Here is a 19,097-nt window from a genome sequence, read left to right as displayed (position 1 = left end):
GATCTGTAATGCTGTTTATAAATCCGTCCTCATTATAGGTATACCTTGTTATTCCACGATCAACGTGAACTACTTCTGTTAAATATTGTCCCTCGTACTTATATTGAACTGTTCTATTTAGTTCATCTTTAATTTGAATAACTTTTCCTTCTTTATATGTGAAGAAAAGTTTATAGTTTGAAAAAGTTGTAAGTACATCTATATTCTGTCCTATATAGGTTATAGAAAGTTCATTATTATGCTTGTCAGTTATACTTATAAGTTTTCCTAAATTATTATATTTGTAAGTTTTTTTGTCTGCATAGGACTTGAAGATCCATGAATCATCATGACATTTTAATGTATAGACAGTTGCTCCACCTTTATCATTAATAAAGATTCCATCTACTTCAGTAAAGGTTTCAACATGGCCATCTGTGCAAAGTACATTTACAAGCTCATTCTCTAAATACAGATAACTTTCAAAGTTTGTGGTCCATCCTCGTCCAAGGTTACCAGTTCTACTGTTTACAGATTCATATTTTCTCTCAATTTTAAACTCTTCGTGGATATCGGGAAGTACAATATCTGTAGCTGGAATGTATAAACTTCCTGTAGCTCCATCAACGGGGTCAGAGAAACATAGTTTATTACCAACATATTTTTTCAAAATGATACCTGTTATATTTGCATCTCCTGTTGTAGCTATCTCTCCCGCTACATTGAATGCCACATCTGACACATTTCTAATTCTGCCTAAATTCTTACATCCAATTTCGAATTTTTCAAGTTTATTCATCATACCCATATTTACGCAAGATAATCCTCCAGACATTATAGCTGAATCTGCATAACTAGTTAAGCTGTTATTAAGTACACCATCTTGTGCATAGTCCATTATTGCATTAATAGCCACATCGCCACCCATATCAACTGCAAGCTTTTTCACTAGAAAAGACCCTGCTCCCCCTGTTAAAACAGCAATTGATATTGCCGCTACCATAACTGATCCATATTTCACTATGTTATATAGGGTTTTATTCCCTCTACAAACTGTATCCAGCAAAAAGTTACCGGTATCTGAGAAGTCTCCGCTCTGGGCTTTACTATAACTTGTGCTGCCTTGCGCCATTTCGGATACACCTGCAAGCACTGCTGTAGCTCCACCTACTAATGCTACTATAGGACCAAGTGCTAATCCCCCTGTTCCTACTATAACTACCGCTGCTACAGCTATTGCTACCACTCCGATTACTGCTGCAACTAATCCAAATCCCATCTTACTTTTAGCTTCTTGAATCTTTTGCTCTGTTGCATATTTAGCTTGTGCATTAATTTTATTTATTAAATCTGCATCATCTTTACCTCTATTGGCTATTTCAGCTGGCAATGGCACTACATCTTTAATGCTTCCTTCACATATAATTTTAGGTCCTTGCAAGAAAGTTTGATCAGTTATTTGAAGCCCCAAAGTTCCACCCTTTGACACCTCTATTTTGCTTTTAGCCGAAATTTGAATAGTTTCAGGTCTAAGAGCAGGTGTATCTCCATCTCCATTTCTCATTCCTAGTTCTAAATTTTCTGTTGCTGTAAAATTTATATTTTTACCAGTAAGAGATACATCTCCTGACTGTGCTAAATTCAAAGCTACGCTCCCACTATCATCTGCTTTAAAATTCATATCACTTGGGGTTAGCTTCATTTCACTTCCACTTGGATTTGAAAATGATTTAATATCTGGGTCTTGTATTTTGCTAGCATATTGTGCATTTTCCCCATTACTTCTTACTGCATGGATTGCAATTGCTTCCTTTTCATCATTTGTTGGAAAATATATATGGACTTCACTCTCTTTTTCCGGCATGCAATACCAGCTACTACTCTCAATAGCATAAGTGAAATATTTCTGATTTGAAAACTCCTCGTATACAGGGTCTATTGTGAAATGTACCTTAACATTATTTCCTTTAACTTCTTTTATAATAGCTGGTATGCTCATTCCAAATATTTTATGGTTAGTTTTATAAACAGTTCTAATTCCTCTTTCAAGTACCATTGTGTAAATATTTTTTATTTCTTCTTTAGAAACTTCCGTATGAATTTGGGCTACTTTACATGCAACATTATTTAATACTACTTGTTCACCTAACTCAAAGTCTTTATCGCTTATAATATCCCAAGCTATATATTCTTGTAGGAAATTTTCCTTAAGACCTAATGCATCTCGTTTATTATAAGTATCAATATCTTTTGTAACTTCATATTCTTCTAAAATTATTTTTTCACTTTTATTAATCATTGGTAGTCCAAAATAGAATCTTCCATAATCTATTGTACACTCTGAAATCAAAACAGCATTAAAATGAGATGCAAGACGTTTTAAAAATTGCCAATCTGTTTCTTCATATTGTAGTAGAAAATCTTCAATTAAAGCTCCTTGTGTAACTTCATCTTTAAAGCTTGCTCCTGGGTAACTTTCTAAAACTTTTGTTATCACATCTTTGTAAGTCATTCCTAAATTACAAAAAGTTCTACTGTTTTTCTTAATGTCAAAATCATTAGTATAAGAAATACATTTAATCTCCATTATGTGAAGATTACTTTCATAACTCATATGAACTTCACTTATTTTCCCTATAAACAATGTTTTTTTCATATTTTGTGAATCTATTTCTACAATTACTTTTTCATCTGTGATATTTTTATTTATATATTCAAAGATTTTACCTTCTTCTATTAATAAACTTAATTTTAAATAGCCATGATCATTAATAGCCTGTTTGACCTCTATATTCTCCACCTGCACCGCATCATAAGGTATATCTATTTTAAGTTCCTTATATGTAAGTATCATATAATTCCTCCTTCCTTTTACTCTTCTCTTTGTCCACTTGTATAAAATTTAATTTTTCCACCATAACCACATTGGAGCTTACATCTTCCAAGTAATGCTGGTTTACCGTCAATAAGGACATCTTTTTTACCGTCAATCCAATCTGTAAATATTTGAGCCTTGCATACACCTGCACACATTTCCACTAACTCTTTACCTATTTCCACTTTTGGAGGTTTGGAAAAGAAATCCATAACCTTCTCCGTAAAAGTTTTTGGTTTATCTTTTATGTCGGCTACTATCTTTTTAGCAGCTGCTTGTACACTGGGGTTCTGTGGGCTCATACACACTCCAAAACTTCGCACATTAATGTTAGGTTTACTATCCCCTACATTTAACTGCGGAATACCATGAATAAGTTCTCCATGACTTGTAGGAACAACAAGATAACTCTCACGTGCTGCATAACTACAAAGAATAACTGCTGTATGTGTAATATAACTATCTTGAAGTTTTTTTATTCTAGCTGCTTCTGCATCAACTGCAGCTTTTGCTTCAGCTGATACTTTCGCATCCTCTGCATCCTTTTTTTCCTTTATTGCTGCTTTTTCTGCTGGTGATTCATTAAGAGAATCCCATGCATTTCCAACATCTCTTTTTAGAAATCCCCCTAAATTGCTTACTAAGGTACCCGTACCCTTTACTGTTTCAACAGTATCTGTTACGCTTTTTTCTGCTTCATATTTAGCTGTTCCTAAAACGGTTCCATATTTTTCTTCATTTTCATTTGCCACTTATATCACCTCCACTTCTTCAAACTTAATACCAGTAGACGCTCTTTTTAATATACTTTCTACTACATCTAATGAAACTATAAAATAATCTCCTAACCCTGCTTTTATTGAAAATATATTATAAACTCCTATTTTATTACTATCTAATACTATTTTGTCTATATCACCATTCTTAAGATAGGTTGTCTTATCACTTAATACATCTAATAAATCTGATAACACTAACTTATAAATCTTCTGAGTTTTTAGTTGCATATTGGTAAATACTACTGTTTTATATATTATTGTATTTTCATACCATTTAAAGATTTCATGAAGTTCATCTGAAACAAGTAATACCGGCGCTTGTAAAAATTCTGGATAAACACTAAATTCTTTTCCACTCACAGGCATATTTGTAATATCTTTAAAATCATTTTCATTATCTTTTAGTAACATCATCTTTTGACTATTATTAAAGTCTACTAATTTAATTGCATTTTCAAGATTTCTATCTTGTTTTAAAATATAGTACTTCATTCTTCTATTCCTCCAGTTATATATATAGTTTGAAGTTGCTCCGGAGTTAAATATAAAAATGGCACATCCTGTTCACTAAAAACCACCTCTTCTACACTGGCATCTTCAAAAGATACATTATTAAAGATTGCTCCAGTAAAGTCTGAACCTCTAAGGTCTACATTTTTAAAGGTTATATCTTTTAAAATTGACTTTCTAAAATCTACTGCTCTAAGATCTGCATTTTCAAAATTACAACCCTCGATCTTTGCATACTCAAAAGATGTTCCTATTAATTTTGACCTTTTAAATTCACACTTTTTTATATTGGTATCCTTAAATTGAGCTGTAGTTATGTTACTTTCTGAAAAGTCTATGTTATTTAATTTACTTGCCTTGAAATTTATAAATAACATGTTTTGTTTTGTTAAATCACCATTTTCTAAATTGCTGTTGCTCCATACAGAATAAACTAATGGCAATTTTTCCTCAGATACTTTCTTTAATTCTAAAAGGTCTTTCATTATCTTCTCTCTATTATCCATAGCAAATATTGTTTCACTTTGGCCTTGATATTCACTCCATTTTACTGTGTACATATCTGAAAATGACCCGTTTTTCACCCATACTTCCTCATCTAAGTTCCATAACCATATTCTTGCAAGTTCTGACATGCTGTTGTAACACTCTACTACTAGCTCGAAGATTATTTCTTGAATATCATAGAAATTTACCTTTCCCATATAAATATTTTTCGCTTGAATTAATTTTCCCTTAAATTTTATAAATGGTTCGAATAAAAATTTCAAATCAATTTCTTGATAAATGGAGTTCTTATCAAGGTACCACAAACTACTGTATCCATGGATCAATATTTTATAGCTTTCATTTAATATATTAATCCTGAGGAGTTCGAATTGTAGTACCGCTAATTTATAATTCTCATTTTTCCCTTGGTATTTTTTTGCCTTGTCATTTATATCTATCATGCCTTCTATTAGAAGTCCTCGTAATTTTTCTTGATTATTGTCTAAATTTTCTTGAAATTCAGTCTTGTACTCCTCCATTAATCCTTTAACAAAGTGTTCTTTAAAATCCTTTATAGATTCTTCTCTATTCACCTTAACCCCTCCTAATATCATAAGATTAAATCATCTCCTGCGGAGTTTAATTATTATTTACTTTTGTACCTTTTTCGCGTATTTGACCTTCTTTATCAAAATCTAGTCCCCCATTTTTGTCACAAGCAATGGCGATTGATTCTTTTGCACTTATTAAAAAACTTTTCTTAGCTTCAATTTTTATATTCTCACTCGCTTGTACATTTAAATTGTTTTGACTCACAACACTCAATGTTCCGTCACTTTTAAGGCTCATTTCTGCCTGTCCACTATTACATGAGATAAAAATGCCTTCTGGTGTGAGTTTTACTTCCTTATCCTGCGCTGTTCTTAAATATTTATCATCTGGATTCCCCATTCTATCTTCCCCACCACTTGGGCCAACCTCATATCCACTTACCGAACTAATGACAAAGGCCTCATCTTCATCTTTTGTTGGGAAATACACTTTTACACTATCGCCTTTTTCAGGCATACAATACCATCCACTTCCATCCTTTGAGGCAGACATTGTAGAATATTTAAACCAATAAGCTTTTCCTTCGTCTTGAGATTTATCTATCTCCAAATGTACTTTTACTAGGTCGTTTTGAACGCCAATAATCTTCCCCTCAATGGAAGTTCCTATTATTTTTGTGTTATATAATTTCTTTTGTCTTATTCCATTTTTTATTCTTAGTTTATAGGTATTTTCTAAGATACCATCCTTCATTTCATAAATACCTTCATATACATAAAAACTTTGATTTTGTAATTGTATGTTATCTCCCAAATTCAATATTTCATGATTTTGTATTTTATAAGATATATAATCTATTTCCTTTGCATCTTGGAGGTGATTTTGTAACATATATTGATAATCTATTATTTCCTTAAAAACTTCATAACTTATATTTTGTGTCTTTAACTCTTTTTTTTGTTCTTGAGCACCTATATAATATTGAATGCCTTTGTAATCTTTTGTGGGCAATATTCCTTGATTATACTTGGAAGCTATTCTCTTTATAAACTGCCAGTCTGTTTCTTCATATTGAATTAATAATTCTTTCATTGGTTCATTTGGTATATTTACAATATACTTTGCCGACGCATAGTCACCCATTATTTGATTTATTAACATCTGTGTTGTCATACCTACATCTTGAAATGATCTAGATTCTATTTTTATATCCATTAGATAAGACATACTCTTTGCTTGCAAATTAATACTGTAAACTTCATTATCTACGTTTATTTTTATATTAGTCACCACGCCATAAAATAAAGTTAAATCTTTATCTCCAGTACAATAGACTTCAATAGTTTTGTTTTCAGTAGTTAAATTAATATCTTTATCTTTTTCCTCATTTTTTAAAACTCCAGTCAACTCTAAAGTTGCATGATTATTAATAGTTGTTGTTATCTTAAGGTTCTTAATTGATTCTATATTGTATCCATTAACCCTAAGGTTTTCATAAACAATTACTTCCACCTTATCATCTCCCATTTCCTCCCCCTCCTAATTAACTTTCATCAACTTTATACTAGCTTTTATAAGAAGCTCCCAGATATTAATATCTTTATAAAAACAATTGTAATTGCCAACTAATACCGATCCTTTCTTTTCTCTATAAAAAATCAAATTATAAAGCTCACCTTTACCTGTTGGCGTCTTGTAAGTTCCATAAGATATTTTAGAAGTTCCTTCTCCACATTCACCCTCTTCTAGCCATTCTAAATAAAGCTCCATATCTTTAAATCCTTTTTCCATTCCTTTTTTAAATTGAGCAAAGGTTTTTTTTTCTGCCCCTTTACTAATATAACTTCCAGTAAAACTCACACCATAAGATTCATTTACTAATGTAACTCCTTCTTGCGTGTTAACTTGCTCAACAAACCATTCTACAGGCATAGGAATGTTTATTTTACCATTTAGAAATAGCTCTCTTTTAAAATTGAATGTTTCTCCTTCTAGAGTTACTTTCCCAGCCTCTATTTGCGTTATTACGTCTTCAAGAGTAATCTCATTAATGCTTTCCTCAGTATCCTGTTTTGTACCTTGTGCTACTTTTTCATGCTCTTCTCTTTCATTTTGCATTCTTTGTTCTAACCTTAGTTTTGCTATTTTCTCATCTATATTACTCATTTAAAATTGCACTCCTTTTATACCTTTTGACCTCATATTATATATTTCTTATCCATTATTGTGAACTCTAGTTCCATTCAATAAAATTTCATCGCCTTCTGTCATTATCATGTTACTTCCTGATTCACATAGAATATCAATACCATTTACTGCACTAATAGAGAGCTGATTTTCTGCTCTCAAAGATAGACCTTTAGCACATGCTAAGTTAATATTTTTTTGTCCTATAACGTCAATTGTTCCATCATTATTTAAATTAACTCTAGCTTGTCCTCCATTACATTCGATCAGTACCCCATTTGGAGTAAATTTAACCTCTTGCCCTGAATCAGTCTTCAAAGATTTATTATCAGGATTTGACATTCTATCATTTTCATCTGGTTTATCCGCACTATGTGTAGCTATCGCATTAATTACAAATGCACGTTTTTCATCTTTAGTTGGACAATTCACTCTTATTTTCTCACTTATTTCAGGCATACAATACCATCCTCCACCATCTGGTGATCCTGCTATTGTAGAGTATGGAAACCAATAAGCATTCCCAGGATCTCGGCCTTCATCTATTTTAAGACTTACCTGTACCTTATCTCTTTTAACCCCAATTATTTGTCCATCCAATGAAATACCAATAACTTCTTGATTAAATAATCTATTTTGTCTCAATCCACGTTTATTTTGAAGTTTGTATTTATTACATAAAATACCTTGCTTTAATTCATTACACAAAGAGCTCACATAAAATGATGAATTCTTAAAGTTAATACTACTGCCTAGTTTTAATATTTTATGACTTTGAACTTCATATATTATATAATCTGTTTCGTTTGCATCTAAAAGATAATTTTTTTTCATTTCTTCATAGGTATCAATTTCTTTGTATACATTATAACTATTTATTTCTAAATCTTGCTGTTCTAAATTTTCTGGAACACCACAAAATAACTTTATATTAGGAGTCTGTATTTCTGAGAACAATCCTTGATTGTATTTTGATATAATTCTTCTAATAAATTCCCAGTCTGTTTCCTTATATTGAAGTATAAATTCTCCAATAGGAACATTTGGGATATTCATTACTACATCTGCATTGCTATATAAACCTATAACACTTTTTACAAGCTCATGAGAAGTCATATTTACATTTTGAAAAGAACAGCTTTTCTTAACTACATCCATTAAATATGTGAAACTATAAGCTTCAACATACAAATAATATACATCCTTATTGGCCTTTACCTTTACACTTGAAATAATTCCGTTAAATATAGAGTTTTTATTTCCTTTATCATCTTTGTAATGCACTTCTATAGGAGTATTTTCTTCTGTAGAATATATATAAGTCTCTCCTTTATCTTCTGGTAATAGTCCAACTAACTCTAACTTTGAATGATTATTAATAGAATTAGTTATTTTTAATTCCTTTAGATACTTAAGTTCAAATGCACTTATTTCTAAATTATCATAAGCAATGACATTAGTAGCCATAATACCCCTCCATTCTTATAAAGTTATTAATTCTTTAATTTATTTATACATCAACTACTATTTTTTTATAACCCATCCTACCTTTATTACTAGCGTTTTTTCTCCCGCCCTCTATTTCATCTAGTATTATCAATAAATTCTCATAAATCTGCTCATTTGAATAATCCCTTAATTCTAGCTTTAGACGGCCTGCTATATAATTTAATAACAAGTCCCGATCTACTACCTGTTGTGATTGCATACATTGCATACAAAAACATATATCTAAGGCATTGGTTAGATTATATTGAAAAGCTTTTTTTGCAAAATATCTTAGAATAATTGGAGATAGACTGCTTTTCTCATATGCTGCAAAGGGACTATTTATAATGTTTATAGTGTCATACTGCGTTGACATATCTTTAAAACTGACATAATCAGTTCTAAGAATAGCTCCTGTTTTTGCGTTAAATCTGCATAATTCAATTTCATCGCACTGATTATCTAAATTGTCATCTATATATATTTGAGCTTCCCACTTAATAAAATCCTTATCCCTTGTCTCATCTGAAAACTTAATTTTTAATATTACTGTATTATTTGTACGGTAATATGGAATAATACACTCTTCCTTTAGCATGTAGATCATATCATTATGCTTAACTATCCCCTTGTCCACAATAATATAATCCTTGTTTGCTTTTATGCTACATCCAGACAGTATCCCACTAGAATACTGTGCAAGTCGTATATCCATAAACTCCCTTGGGAGATCTCTTAACTGCTCTAACATTTCTATTTTTAATATTCTACCTTTGTTAAATAAAGGATATGTATTGAAAAACAAGTTATCCCCTCCTCACCTCTATTTTAGACCATCGAAGAAATTCGTCTCCCATTCATCATTTTCAAAGGAGAAAAACGCTTCTTTTCCCATAAGTAGCCCTTCATCTTTTCTTAACACAGACAGTACAGAAAAGCCCCACTCTTCTTCTCTTGCCCATACGAAGAATTTCACTTCATCATTTACGATGTTGTCTGTATCTTGCTGCGTAATTACATCAGGGTACATTTTAACTACTTCCTCAGGAACAATGCTCTCAAAGTCTTCAGGGTTCACCTCATAACTATATTCATACCTTGTACAATCATTTGTGTCTTTAAGGTATAGTTTAAGGATTATTCTTTCCATAAACCGTGATATAGTACCCTTTGCCCTATTTCTATCTACACTGTGAATTAATATTTTTTCTTCTCCAGTGTGAGTGAATGCACTTATGACATAAGGCAATGTAGGCATTTTACTGGAAAGCATAATATTTGCATATCCATATTTTTTTGCCTGCAGATATTTAAGTGATCCTCTGAGACATGAAAGTTTTAAGTCATAATTTTCTTTCCCATCTTTTTTATTTCTTTTAAATTGAATTATTTTCCCAGGTATGAATTCTTTTAATGCTTCTTTAAAGATTTCAACCTTGCATGATTGTCCCGTTAATTTTATTATCGAATAATCAAATAATCTATCCTCGTCATATAATTTTCCTAAAAACTTTTTTATTATATTATATATATCTGCCTTTAAGAGTACCGTAACCTCATATATGTTTAGCTCAATTTCTGGTGGTTCCTTTACAGTTTCTAATAAACCGCTGTTCATATATGATAATTTCCATTTATCAAAGCCAATAACCGTTCCTTCTATATTATGCTTTTGCTGCGATGTTAGAAGTACTTTTAGGAGGCTTGGATTATTAAAAAATTCTTTTTTAACGCGCTCAGCAAGATCAAAAAGAAAATAGTAATTGCTTTTTACCTTATAATAATCCTCACGGCTTTTATCTTCATATTCTTTGAATTTTGTGGGTATTATTGACTCCACATTTTCATACTCCTGGCTGAGTTTTTCATATATTTTTAATACTCCATTCTCATCAACAAATCTAAAAACATCTACATCAAATTCTTCTAAAATAACGTTTCTAATATCTCCATTATCTTTCATAAGTTCTCTCGCCATTAGTATTTTTATAAATTGCATTATTCTAAAGGTCAAATTGTTTCCACCAAAATCTGTATCACCATTTTCATAAGCAGTTTCTATATCTATCTGATAGGATACTCGATTGTTATATATTGTGAAGTTACAAGATGTTAAATCTGTAGTTCCCCCTCCACAATCTATAATAAGAGCCTTATATTTTTCACCATCAACGTACTTTTTACTTTCAATAAGCTCTGATATTGTATTAAATAATACTGCTGCACCTTCTTCTAAGGTGTCTTCATTTTCTACTACATAATCTTGTAATATCTCTTTAAATAACATGTAAAACTTGTACTTTTGCTTTGCGGGTGATGATATATGAATATTTTTAAAATTATATTTGTATTGTTGTTTTGCTAGATTTATAACATATTCTAAGTACGCTTTTATAATATCTTTTCTCTTAACAAATGCCCATTTGCCATGGATATCTATGACTTTTTCCATTTTTTCAAAGTCATTTACCCATCTTTTAATATCATAAAATATGCTAAGTCCATCATCTATATAGCTTATCTTAGATGTTTTCACAGCATCATATCCAAAGATATATTCAATGTTATGATCCTCTATAGCTTTAATTCCTACTATACTTGGAATTAAAAAGGTAACTTGCAAATTTTCCTTAGCAACATCTATGACTTTAACGAAACTTGCTTCATTATCTATATAGGTGCCCGCTGTTGTGCTAGATGTACCAAAATCTATAGCAAGTGGTATATCTGTATCCTTCATTTTCTGAATTTCAAATTGTAATATAGACATAGAATAAAACTTAACATGTTTTGGGTTAAGTTCTTCAATTCCATAATAAATATTATAGAGTAGTTCGGACTCAGCTTTTTCGAAATATAAAAGACTGTAATGCTTGTTTTTTGACTCCATACCAGGAATCTCTCCATCTTTCACAATATAGTATTTTTTTTCGTTTTCTTCCCTAACTGCTACAAGATTAAAAATAGTACATACCTCGAACTTGTTATCTACTAAAATCATATTTGACTCATCCAATTTGTTATTGCAATTCACTCTATAATCATCAAAAACCTCAGTATTTAGAGAGTCATAAATAGTGATTTTAGCTGGACATTGTACGTTTTTCTCATCTAATATAAGCTTTTGTGCTCTTTTTAAAAAATCTTGCACTCTTTGCATACCATCTTTATCATATTTTCTAATAAAAAGGCTCTCTTCTATACCTCTATACCTCATAATAAGCCTTATTAGCTCGTCCTTATCTAAAGGATTAATAATGCTTTTTACCAACTTTTCTTTATAACATATCTCTCTTAATTGAAATGTGGTCATAAGTCTAAGCTCTTTTTCTTTATATTTATTATTTTGAAATTGACCCCTTGAATTGTCTTTATGCAACTTATATGAAAGTGTACTCATATCATCATCCTTAACTTTAGATTAATTTATTACTATTCCATCTAATTTCATAGTTTTATCAATGCCAACAATACCAAAATGTTTATCCCAATATATAGTAACATCCATGTTTATAGGTAGAAATAGATTTATTATTACATCTATTTTTCTTTTTAATTTTTGTGTTTTTGATTTTGCTAAATAAATTAGCAGCTTTTTATTATGATCATTACTTATGTATACTATATTATTTGTAAATGTTTTTCGTATTATCTTATTAAATAAATGTAATGATTCTCCAGTAACATATAAAGTAATTAGCCCACTCAATAAATAATCTATTTCTTTTTTATTAAATTCATTTATATTCTCAGATAATTCATAACCAAAAGAACCATTACGTATATCTTTCATGATAATTTTTTTGTAATACTCATTTTTACATAATCCTTGCATGAGATCTATTTCAGCCAAAAAGTGTATTACTATATCAAAAAATGTTTCTATTAACTCTTTGCTTTCATCAAAATTAACATCAAGCAACTCACCAAAAATGTGTTGAAATCTATAATATGCATTTATTTCAATAGTATTATCACTAGGAAGTGAATTTGCATTAAGGTCTTCAAAGGCAATTTCCATATAGGGACTATATACTTTTGCCGGTACAAACTTTATATTTTCCCTTAATATATTTTGTTTATCAGCTTTTAAGAGTATATCCCAAATATAATTCATATTAATATTCCCATACATTTGTATTCTGGGTATAGCAGTTGAACTTCCGACACTAAGAAACTTAGAATATCCCGCGTTAAATAGTAATTTTTGTCTTTTGCCTTAAAATATAGTTTTAATACTTTTTTAATGTTATCCTCGCGTATTTCATCAATTATAAAATAATTCATATCATAGGTTTCAGCATCCATTTTTATTGATTTATTCACTAATTTTAAATAATGAAATTCTAAATGGTTGGATACTTCAAAAGAATTAATAATTCTAATTAACTCCGCTTTTGTTTTTATATTACTGAAATTTTTGGCAGCGAAACTATTTATAAAGCTTGAATTCCTAGCGTTTGACATTATATCATAATTATATTTTTCCATCCTTGCACTACATGGCGAAATTACTTGACATACATTCCAAATCTTAGATTCTGCATCCGCTGAAGATATTATTAGAGAGTCTCTAGTATGAATCCCATACCTCATTTGACACATACTATTTTGAACCAAGTATCCATGCTGCGCTCCATATTTTTCTAAAGAGATAACATGTTCATAATTAATAGTATCTTCACACGGCATTGGAAACCCCGTACTTTTCAATAACAGCTTTTTCACATTCCAAAGTGGAATCATATCGTATATAACGAATTTAGTATATTCTCCAAAATCTACATATATCTTATTTATAGGTTCCTTAATTTCCTCTTCGCAACTTAATAAAACTACATCAGCTATTTTTGAAATATATGGTATATTCAATGTTGACCAAGGTACATTATTATCAATAAAGTTTTTATACAACTGAGTTACTTTCGCTAAATACTCTGTGTTCTTTTTCAAAGTGAAATTTGCTTCATAACTTCTTTCTTCAGTTTCGATAGTTCCTTTAAATATTTTTTCTTCCCGAATAATATCTCTATATATTAAGTAATCACATTCTAGAAATACCTTAAACATCAACACTTCTTTGTTTTTGGTTAGATACTTTAAAATAATTTTTGGATCATATACTTTTTCTTCCATATCTTCAGGTAAAATGGGGCATAGAAATTGATTTGTCGGATCTATTTCTTGCCTTTTTTGTATGTTACTATAGATATTATAGTTTCCCTTGGAACACTCTATCTCACTAAATACTCTCTTTTCTAAGTCATCATATCTTGACTTAGAATATTCCTCTAGTGAAATGAACACACCATTTAAAACCTTCTTTAACAATAACCTATCGTTTAAATTATCAATACTATTTAGTTTTTGGTATATTTTATCATTCATTTTTTCACCTTACTTTGAAGTTTTGGCAGTGTCTATTATAGTTATTTTTGCTTGTACACTCTTAGCCTCAGCTTCTATCCCTTCTTTGTCATATATGTTCTTAGCTAAGATGTATAGTACCTTCGCAGCACTTAAATCCCCACTTATATACTTTTGATCTCCATCTTTTACATATTTATCTGCTTTAGCTCTCTGCGTTGCGAGCTCAGTTATCTTTTGATCCATAAGATATATTTTCTGTGCTAATTCTTTGGAATAACTTACTCCCTTAATTTGATCATACATTTCTTTTGCCATAACATAGTACATTTTGGCACTTACATAATCGCCAGTGCTGTAGCTTAAATCACCATTTTTAATATTTTCTATAGCCTTAGTTTCAGTAGTTGCATCATCTTTCTTTTGATCATCATCTTTCTTTTGCGTTGCTGCCTGTGCTACTGCGGCTTTATCTTGTACTACAGCTTTTTTAGCATAAAGTTTATCTAACTTATCCATTGCTTCTTTCTTCTCATCTTTCATGTTATTATCTATAGCTAAATCCTTCGCCTGTTTATAATAACTTTCTGCGTCTTTAATATTTCCAAGATCTGCGTTTTTATCACCTAAAGTTAGAAAATCTGTTACTTTAATTGAATTTCTTGCTATTCCTATCTTCTCCAAAATATATTTTGTTCCACTGTTATCTATATCATGCGATTGTCCTAAAGCAATCATATATTTATCTAATGCCTCATCATATTTGCTTGACTTTAACTTATCATCAGCATCCATAATTGTCTCTGTAAGTTTACAATATTTATCCAAAGTATCTTTCTCCGGCTTAAGTTTATATTTATTTGCTATATCAAAAGCAGCTTTGTATTCTTCATTTGCTTTTTTTATATTCCCATAAGTGGTGTATTGTATCCCACTACTCTTGTGCGCGTTCATTTCGCTTATGCTATCTATTTTTTTATTTCTACTTATTCCTAACATTACACCTATTACTATTAAAATTATAATAATTGGGATCGCCACCATAAGAATTTTTTTAAGCCTTTTCTTGTCTTTAGGATTTATAAATACTTTATCAACAAATGTTAATGATATTGTATAGTTTTCAATATGTTCAAGTTGCTTTGACAACAGCATATCTTCAACATTATCAGCTAGTTCTTTTGGATCTTTTGACTCTGAAGCCGCATCCACCAATTCTTGCTCGTCAATGTTTTCCCAAATACCTCTTGTTGATAGCGATATAATATCACCATTAATTAATTTAATTTTTTTAGATATGTATGGTGAATATAATTTTTCTTGCCCCAAATAACAATATAAATTATTTCTTTCATTATGCTTTGCTATTTTATCTAGAGGTATATCTTCTTTCGCTGTGAGCATTTGAGTTAAAGATTGATCTTCGCTTTTATATCTTATAACCCCATCTCTATATAAGTAAAATCTTGAATTACCGGCAACGCCGTAAACAACCTTCGTATAATCTGTAATCACAACTGTAACAGAAGCTTTCAGTCTCACATTATTGCTTTGACTAATCAGTTCATCATTTGCCTGCTTAAAAAACCTGGTTATATCTCTTCTTCTAATTGTAGGTTTTTCAGTAAAATTTCTTATAATACTTTCAACTGCTATTTTTGCACTTTCTAACTCTAAGTCATCATCTATACCATCTGCTATAACATAACATGCATAATTGTCTAATTCTACAAAAGCGAAATAATCTTTATTTTGTAATAGTGTACCTGCTTCTGATATAAAATTTGTTTTAAAGTCTGAATTTAATTTTCTCATATTTTCACGCCCTAAACTAATTAATTATATATATATTTCATTAGTATAATACTGCCGTTTTCCTTATTGATTTTTTCTTTACTCTTAACAACCTGTATTATCCCATTTGCCATGTTTTTTAATTTTTTATTATTTTTTAAGATTTCTTCTATTTGAATCCAAGTTAATGAATTATATACTCCTTTATTCATAAGAATTATAATATCCTTTTTTTTAAGTACTACTGGTTTTTCTAACATTTCAATATCCTTAAAATCATCTTGTCCAAGATAATTTAATAGCCCTTTTTCTTTTAATCCTAACAATGCTTTCTCTTTTGTAAGTTTACCTTTATAAAATTCATTTTTTGCAAGTACATTAACAGTATGTCCCTCACTTAATTTAAATAACTCACCTTTTCTATAGACTGCTACCATTGCGTTTCCTACAAGTCCATAATGAAGTAAATTGTTTACTATTATTGCACTTACTACACTAGCTCCACCTTGATTGTTATCTACTCTTCTTAAAATTTCACTATTTGCTTCATTAAATGCTCTGTTAAAAAAATATTCTGTTTTTTCTCCATTCCACTGTTCCAAAAATAGTCTTCTGAATGTGTTTATGGTAGTTATACTTGATATCCTACCTGCTTCATTTTTGCCTAGCCCATCTGCTAAAACAGCTAGAGTTCCCTGTGGCGAACATATAGTTTCCATATGATCCTCATAAATTTCTTCGTTTCCAATTGTTGCTGCGCTTTCTATTTTTATATAAGATTTATCTATTATTTTTATAAGTATATTTTTTAGGCCTACTAGAACTAATATTATAATTAATAAAATAAAAACAACCATATAATAATTTTTTTCAGCAAATTCTATCATGATAAGCTACCTCTAACCATTATCTTCCCACTCAAAGTTATCTCCACAGAAGGGAACAAAAATAAATTTACTTTTACCAAGCTCGATAACATCATACCCTGATAATTGAACTGGTATATAAATTGCTTCTCCGTTGAGATATGCTATTCCGGAAGATTCTCCTGGTAATAACACATAGTTTTTTTTCTTTGGATCATATACAACTATTGCATGATTCCTTCTACATACATTGTTATCACCCAATATCTGTATGTCCATATCATCTGCTCTTCCAATAAAGTTCTTTCCAGTTTTTATCTTATAATCTTTTCCAACTCTTGCTCCTTCAATGCATACAAGCCACCCACAAAGTGGTTCAATTTCCTGATATAAAAGATCAGTTTCAACATCAAATTTTTCTGCCAATTTAGACTCATTATTTGCTTTTGATGCGGTTTCTATATTGCAATATGGGCATACTGTTCCATATCGTCTTTCACTAAACATATGTCCATTTTTACATCTTGTAAGGCCCATTTATATCCCCCATTTCATCTGAGTAAAAGCTTTGTTTTCCCAATAAATAATATATCCCCTTTTCTTACCTTGCAGGGACTATTATTTACTAATCTATATAACTTGCCATCTTCTATCCTTTTTATGCTTACGCCACTATCAGAATATATATCTTCTAAATACCATACTCCTCCTGCGAAATTTATTACTGCATGTTCTTCTTCAATGAAATTTGAATATATCGATTCACTCAAATCAATATCTACTCTCTTTTGATTAGTATTTCTACCTATAATTATTCCTGTTTTTTTTGAAGTTTCCCATCTCTTAATAATTTCATTTTCTTCATTCACTAACGCTATTTCATTAATTGAATATACATTTGTTAAATCTTTTTTATAATGTTTTTGAAATAACCTTATAAAACCTATAAGTGCAATTACTACTCCTACAGTAGCAAGAATACTTTTTATCAACATTGACTTTATTGTTATAAAAAGTAAAACACAAACTAGCGAAAGAATTACACCTATAGATAAATTTATTATCCCCATACTTGCTAACAACATTTTATTCTCTTTTTTATTATTTAAATTTAAATTATTCAAAGTAATTCACTCCGTTACTTCTATTTATTTTTGAAAAAGTTGTTGAATAATTGGCTTGTATCAATAGGATTTTTTTCTTTCTCATGAAGAAAGTCTTTTTTTACATTATCAGTATTAGCACTAAACCCAAAAAATTCTTCGAATTTATTATGAATATTCTCCATATTATTGTCTACATTTCTATTATCTTTTTTGTTGCCTTTACTTTCAGTATTCTTATTTTGTTTACTAGTATTCTGTTTAATGTTATACAATTTTTCATCATACTGCTTTTTTAACTTTTCATCACTTAAAATGCTATAAGCTTCATTAATTTCTTGGAACTTTGCACCTAAAGTATTATCATTAATATTAGTATCTGGATGGTACTTCTTAACCAAACTTCTATATACCTTTTTAATTTCATCCTTAGTTGCCTTAGGTGAAACCTGTAATATTTCATAAAAATTCTTCATGTATTTCCTCACCTTATTAAAATCTCATAGAGAAGTCTTTATTAAAATTTAACTTATACAGGTGCAATGGTCGTGTTAATCTGACCATTACAACATGTATAAGTTAATAGTTTTTTGTGTTTTAAGCGCTAAATCCCCCAGCTAATGTTATCTTATCTAGCTTGTCCTTTTTCTGTTTTATAACAAGTTCAAATGTTCCTACACCCTCTGTATCTCCGTAATGTTCTTTATAATCTACTACAAAGGCATTTGGGAAAAATATTTTTCTTATAATTTGATCTGCTGAGAGTACATCAACAGTAATTTTTCTATAACAATCTGCTTTTTCTGCTGGTACTAATGACCAAACTCCCATTTGTCTTGTACTATCAAATCCTTCTCCATCTAATGCAGTTAATATTTTACCACTAATCACCATAGTGCTTCCTACATCTTTTGAACGTGCATTTGAATCTTTTGGTGTATCAGTTTTTAAAACTATTTTTTTTACGCTTTCAACTCCGAGTTCTATCTTTTCTGCGCCTTCAATTACTACTTTAAAGCCCATAATTTACACACTCCCTTTTATGATTTTGCTTTTTTACTCTTTATTGAATATACAATCAAATAAATAATACTAAAAAAGCTTACTA

The 19,097-nt window shown here is 30.1% G+C and carries 17 protein-coding genes; all 17 read right to left on the bottom strand.

The genetic code is table 11. The features are described 5' to 3' along the window. Positions 1-2,833: DUF6531 domain-containing protein (locus KPL54_RS08710; protein WP_253203399.1), on the bottom strand; the 2,833-nt coding region annotated here is incomplete at its 3' end. 17 nt (positions 2,834-2,850) lie between these two features. Next, the gene (locus KPL54_RS26730; RefSeq protein WP_216106193.1) at positions 2,851-3,606 is read right to left on the bottom strand and encodes a DUF4280 domain-containing protein; all 756 of its coding nucleotides are present in this window, start codon (positions 3,604-3,606) and stop codon (positions 2,851-2,853) included. Continuing rightward, a complete protein-coding gene (locus tag KPL54_RS08700; protein WP_216106192.1) occupies positions 3,607-4,125 on the bottom strand; it encodes a hypothetical protein in 519 nt (172 codons plus the stop codon). After that, positions 4,122-5,225 carry a pentapeptide repeat-containing protein gene (locus KPL54_RS08695; protein WP_216106191.1) on the bottom strand — a complete coding sequence of 368 codons (1,104 nt, stop codon included), beginning with the start codon at positions 5,223-5,225 and terminating at the stop codon, positions 4,122-4,124. The genes KPL54_RS08700 and KPL54_RS08695 overlap by 4 nt, the downstream gene beginning before the upstream one ends. 46 nt (positions 5,226-5,271) lie before the next feature. Continuing rightward, positions 5,272-6,711 carry a phage baseplate assembly protein V gene (locus tag KPL54_RS08690; RefSeq protein ID WP_216106190.1) on the bottom strand — a complete coding sequence of 480 codons (1,440 nt, stop codon included), beginning with the start codon at positions 6,709-6,711 and terminating at the stop codon, positions 5,272-5,274. A 12-nt stretch (positions 6,712-6,723) separates the two neighbouring features. Further along, the gene (locus tag KPL54_RS08685; protein ID WP_216106189.1) at positions 6,724-7,350 is read right to left on the bottom strand and encodes a hypothetical protein; all 627 of its coding nucleotides are present in this window, start codon (positions 7,348-7,350) and stop codon (positions 6,724-6,726) included. Positions 7,351-7,398: 48 nt separating this feature from the next. Beyond that, the gene (locus KPL54_RS08680; RefSeq protein ID WP_216106188.1) at positions 7,399-8,838 is read right to left on the bottom strand and encodes a hypothetical protein; all 1,440 of its coding nucleotides are present in this window, start codon (positions 8,836-8,838) and stop codon (positions 7,399-7,401) included. A 43-nt stretch (positions 8,839-8,881) separates the two neighbouring features. Further along, on the bottom strand, positions 8,882-9,664 hold the full coding sequence (locus tag KPL54_RS08675) for a hypothetical protein (RefSeq protein WP_216106187.1): 783 nt from the start codon (positions 9,662-9,664) through the stop codon (positions 8,882-8,884). A gap of 18 nt (positions 9,665-9,682) precedes the next feature. Further along, entirely contained in the window at positions 9,683-12,259 is a 2,577-nt protein-coding gene (locus tag KPL54_RS08670) for a molecular chaperone (RefSeq protein WP_216106186.1), read from the bottom strand. A 21-nt stretch (positions 12,260-12,280) separates the two neighbouring features. Then, positions 12,281-12,976: a hypothetical protein gene (locus tag KPL54_RS08665; protein WP_071612588.1), complete on the bottom strand. Its 696-nt coding sequence runs from the start codon at positions 12,974-12,976 to the stop codon at positions 12,281-12,283. Then, positions 12,973-14,247: a normocyte-binding protein gene (locus tag KPL54_RS08660; protein ID WP_216106185.1), complete on the bottom strand. Its 1,275-nt coding sequence runs from the start codon at positions 14,245-14,247 to the stop codon at positions 12,973-12,975. The genes KPL54_RS08665 and KPL54_RS08660 overlap by 4 nt, the downstream gene beginning before the upstream one ends. A 9-nt stretch (positions 14,248-14,256) precedes the next feature. Next, positions 14,257-16,041, bottom strand: a complete 1,785-nt coding sequence (locus KPL54_RS08655; protein WP_216106184.1) for a PP2C family protein-serine/threonine phosphatase — start codon at positions 16,039-16,041, stop codon at positions 14,257-14,259. A gap of 20 nt (positions 16,042-16,061) precedes the next feature. Further along, positions 16,062-16,907 carry a PP2C family protein-serine/threonine phosphatase gene (locus KPL54_RS08650; RefSeq protein ID WP_216106183.1) on the bottom strand — a complete coding sequence of 282 codons (846 nt, stop codon included), beginning with the start codon at positions 16,905-16,907 and terminating at the stop codon, positions 16,062-16,064. A 12-nt stretch (positions 16,908-16,919) separates the two neighbouring features. Next, a complete protein-coding gene (locus KPL54_RS08645) occupies positions 16,920-17,423 on the bottom strand; it encodes an FHA domain-containing protein (protein WP_071612584.1) in 504 nt (167 codons plus the stop codon). 14 nt (positions 17,424-17,437) lie between these two features. After that, complete coding sequence (locus KPL54_RS08640; protein WP_084647421.1) at positions 17,438-18,010, bottom strand: FHA domain-containing protein; 573 nt, start codon at positions 18,008-18,010, stop codon at positions 17,438-17,440. 20 nt (positions 18,011-18,030) lie between these two features. Further along, complete coding sequence (locus KPL54_RS08635; RefSeq protein WP_216106182.1) at positions 18,031-18,465, bottom strand: J domain-containing protein; 435 nt, start codon at positions 18,463-18,465, stop codon at positions 18,031-18,033. Positions 18,466-18,586: 121 nt separating this feature from the next. Next, positions 18,587-19,012, bottom strand: coding sequence for a membrane-associated protease 1 (locus KPL54_RS08630; RefSeq protein WP_071612582.1), 426 nt, complete (start codon positions 19,010-19,012; stop codon positions 18,587-18,589). Positions 19,013-19,097 lie beyond the last annotated feature (85 nt).

Origin of the sequence: Clostridium estertheticum, from assembly GCF_018861295.1 — a bacterium.
GTDB classification, from domain to species: domain Bacteria; phylum Bacillota; class Clostridia; order Clostridiales; family Clostridiaceae; genus Clostridium_AD; species Clostridium_AD estertheticum_D.
This window is presented reverse-complemented; position numbering and strand designations above follow the sequence as displayed.

What these genes read in the sequence shown, in the direction of transcription:
- KPL54_RS08700 (WP_216106192.1), bottom strand. Translation starts at nt 4,125, where the DNA reads ATGAAGTACTATATTTTAAAACAAGATAGAAATCTTGAAAATGCAATT.
- KPL54_RS08690 (WP_216106190.1), bottom strand. Translation starts at nt 6,711, where the DNA reads ATGGGAGATGATAAGGTGGAAGTAATTGTTTATGAAAACCTTAGGGTT.
- KPL54_RS08685 (WP_216106189.1), bottom strand. Translation starts at nt 7,350, where the DNA reads ATGAGTAATATAGATGAGAAAATAGCAAAACTAAGGTTAGAACAAAGA.
- KPL54_RS08680 (WP_216106188.1), bottom strand. Translation starts at nt 8,838, where the DNA reads ATGGCTACTAATGTCATTGCTTATGATAATTTAGAAATAAGTGCATTT.
- KPL54_RS08670 (WP_216106186.1), bottom strand. Translation starts at nt 12,259, where the DNA reads ATGAGTACACTTTCATATAAGTTGCATAAAGACAATTCAAGGGGTCAA.
- KPL54_RS08665 (WP_071612588.1), bottom strand. Translation starts at nt 12,976, where the DNA reads ATGAATTATATTTGGGATATACTCTTAAAAGCTGATAAACAAAATATA.
- KPL54_RS08660 (WP_216106185.1), bottom strand. Translation starts at nt 14,247, where the DNA reads ATGAATGATAAAATATACCAAAAACTAAATAGTATTGATAATTTAAAC.
- KPL54_RS08655 (WP_216106184.1), bottom strand. Translation starts at nt 16,041, where the DNA reads ATGAGAAAATTAAATTCAGACTTTAAAACAAATTTTATATCAGAAGCA.
- KPL54_RS08650 (WP_216106183.1), bottom strand. Translation starts at nt 16,907, where the DNA reads ATGATAGAATTTGCTGAAAAAAATTATTATATGGTTGTTTTTATTTTA.
- KPL54_RS08645 (WP_071612584.1), bottom strand. Translation starts at nt 17,423, where the DNA reads ATGGGCCTTACAAGATGTAAAAATGGACATATGTTTAGTGAAAGACGA.
- KPL54_RS08635 (WP_216106182.1), bottom strand. Translation starts at nt 18,465, where the DNA reads ATGAAGAATTTTTATGAAATATTACAGGTTTCACCTAAGGCAACTAAG.
- KPL54_RS08630 (WP_071612582.1), bottom strand. Translation starts at nt 19,012, where the DNA reads ATGGGCTTTAAAGTAGTAATTGAAGGCGCAGAAAAGATAGAACTCGGA.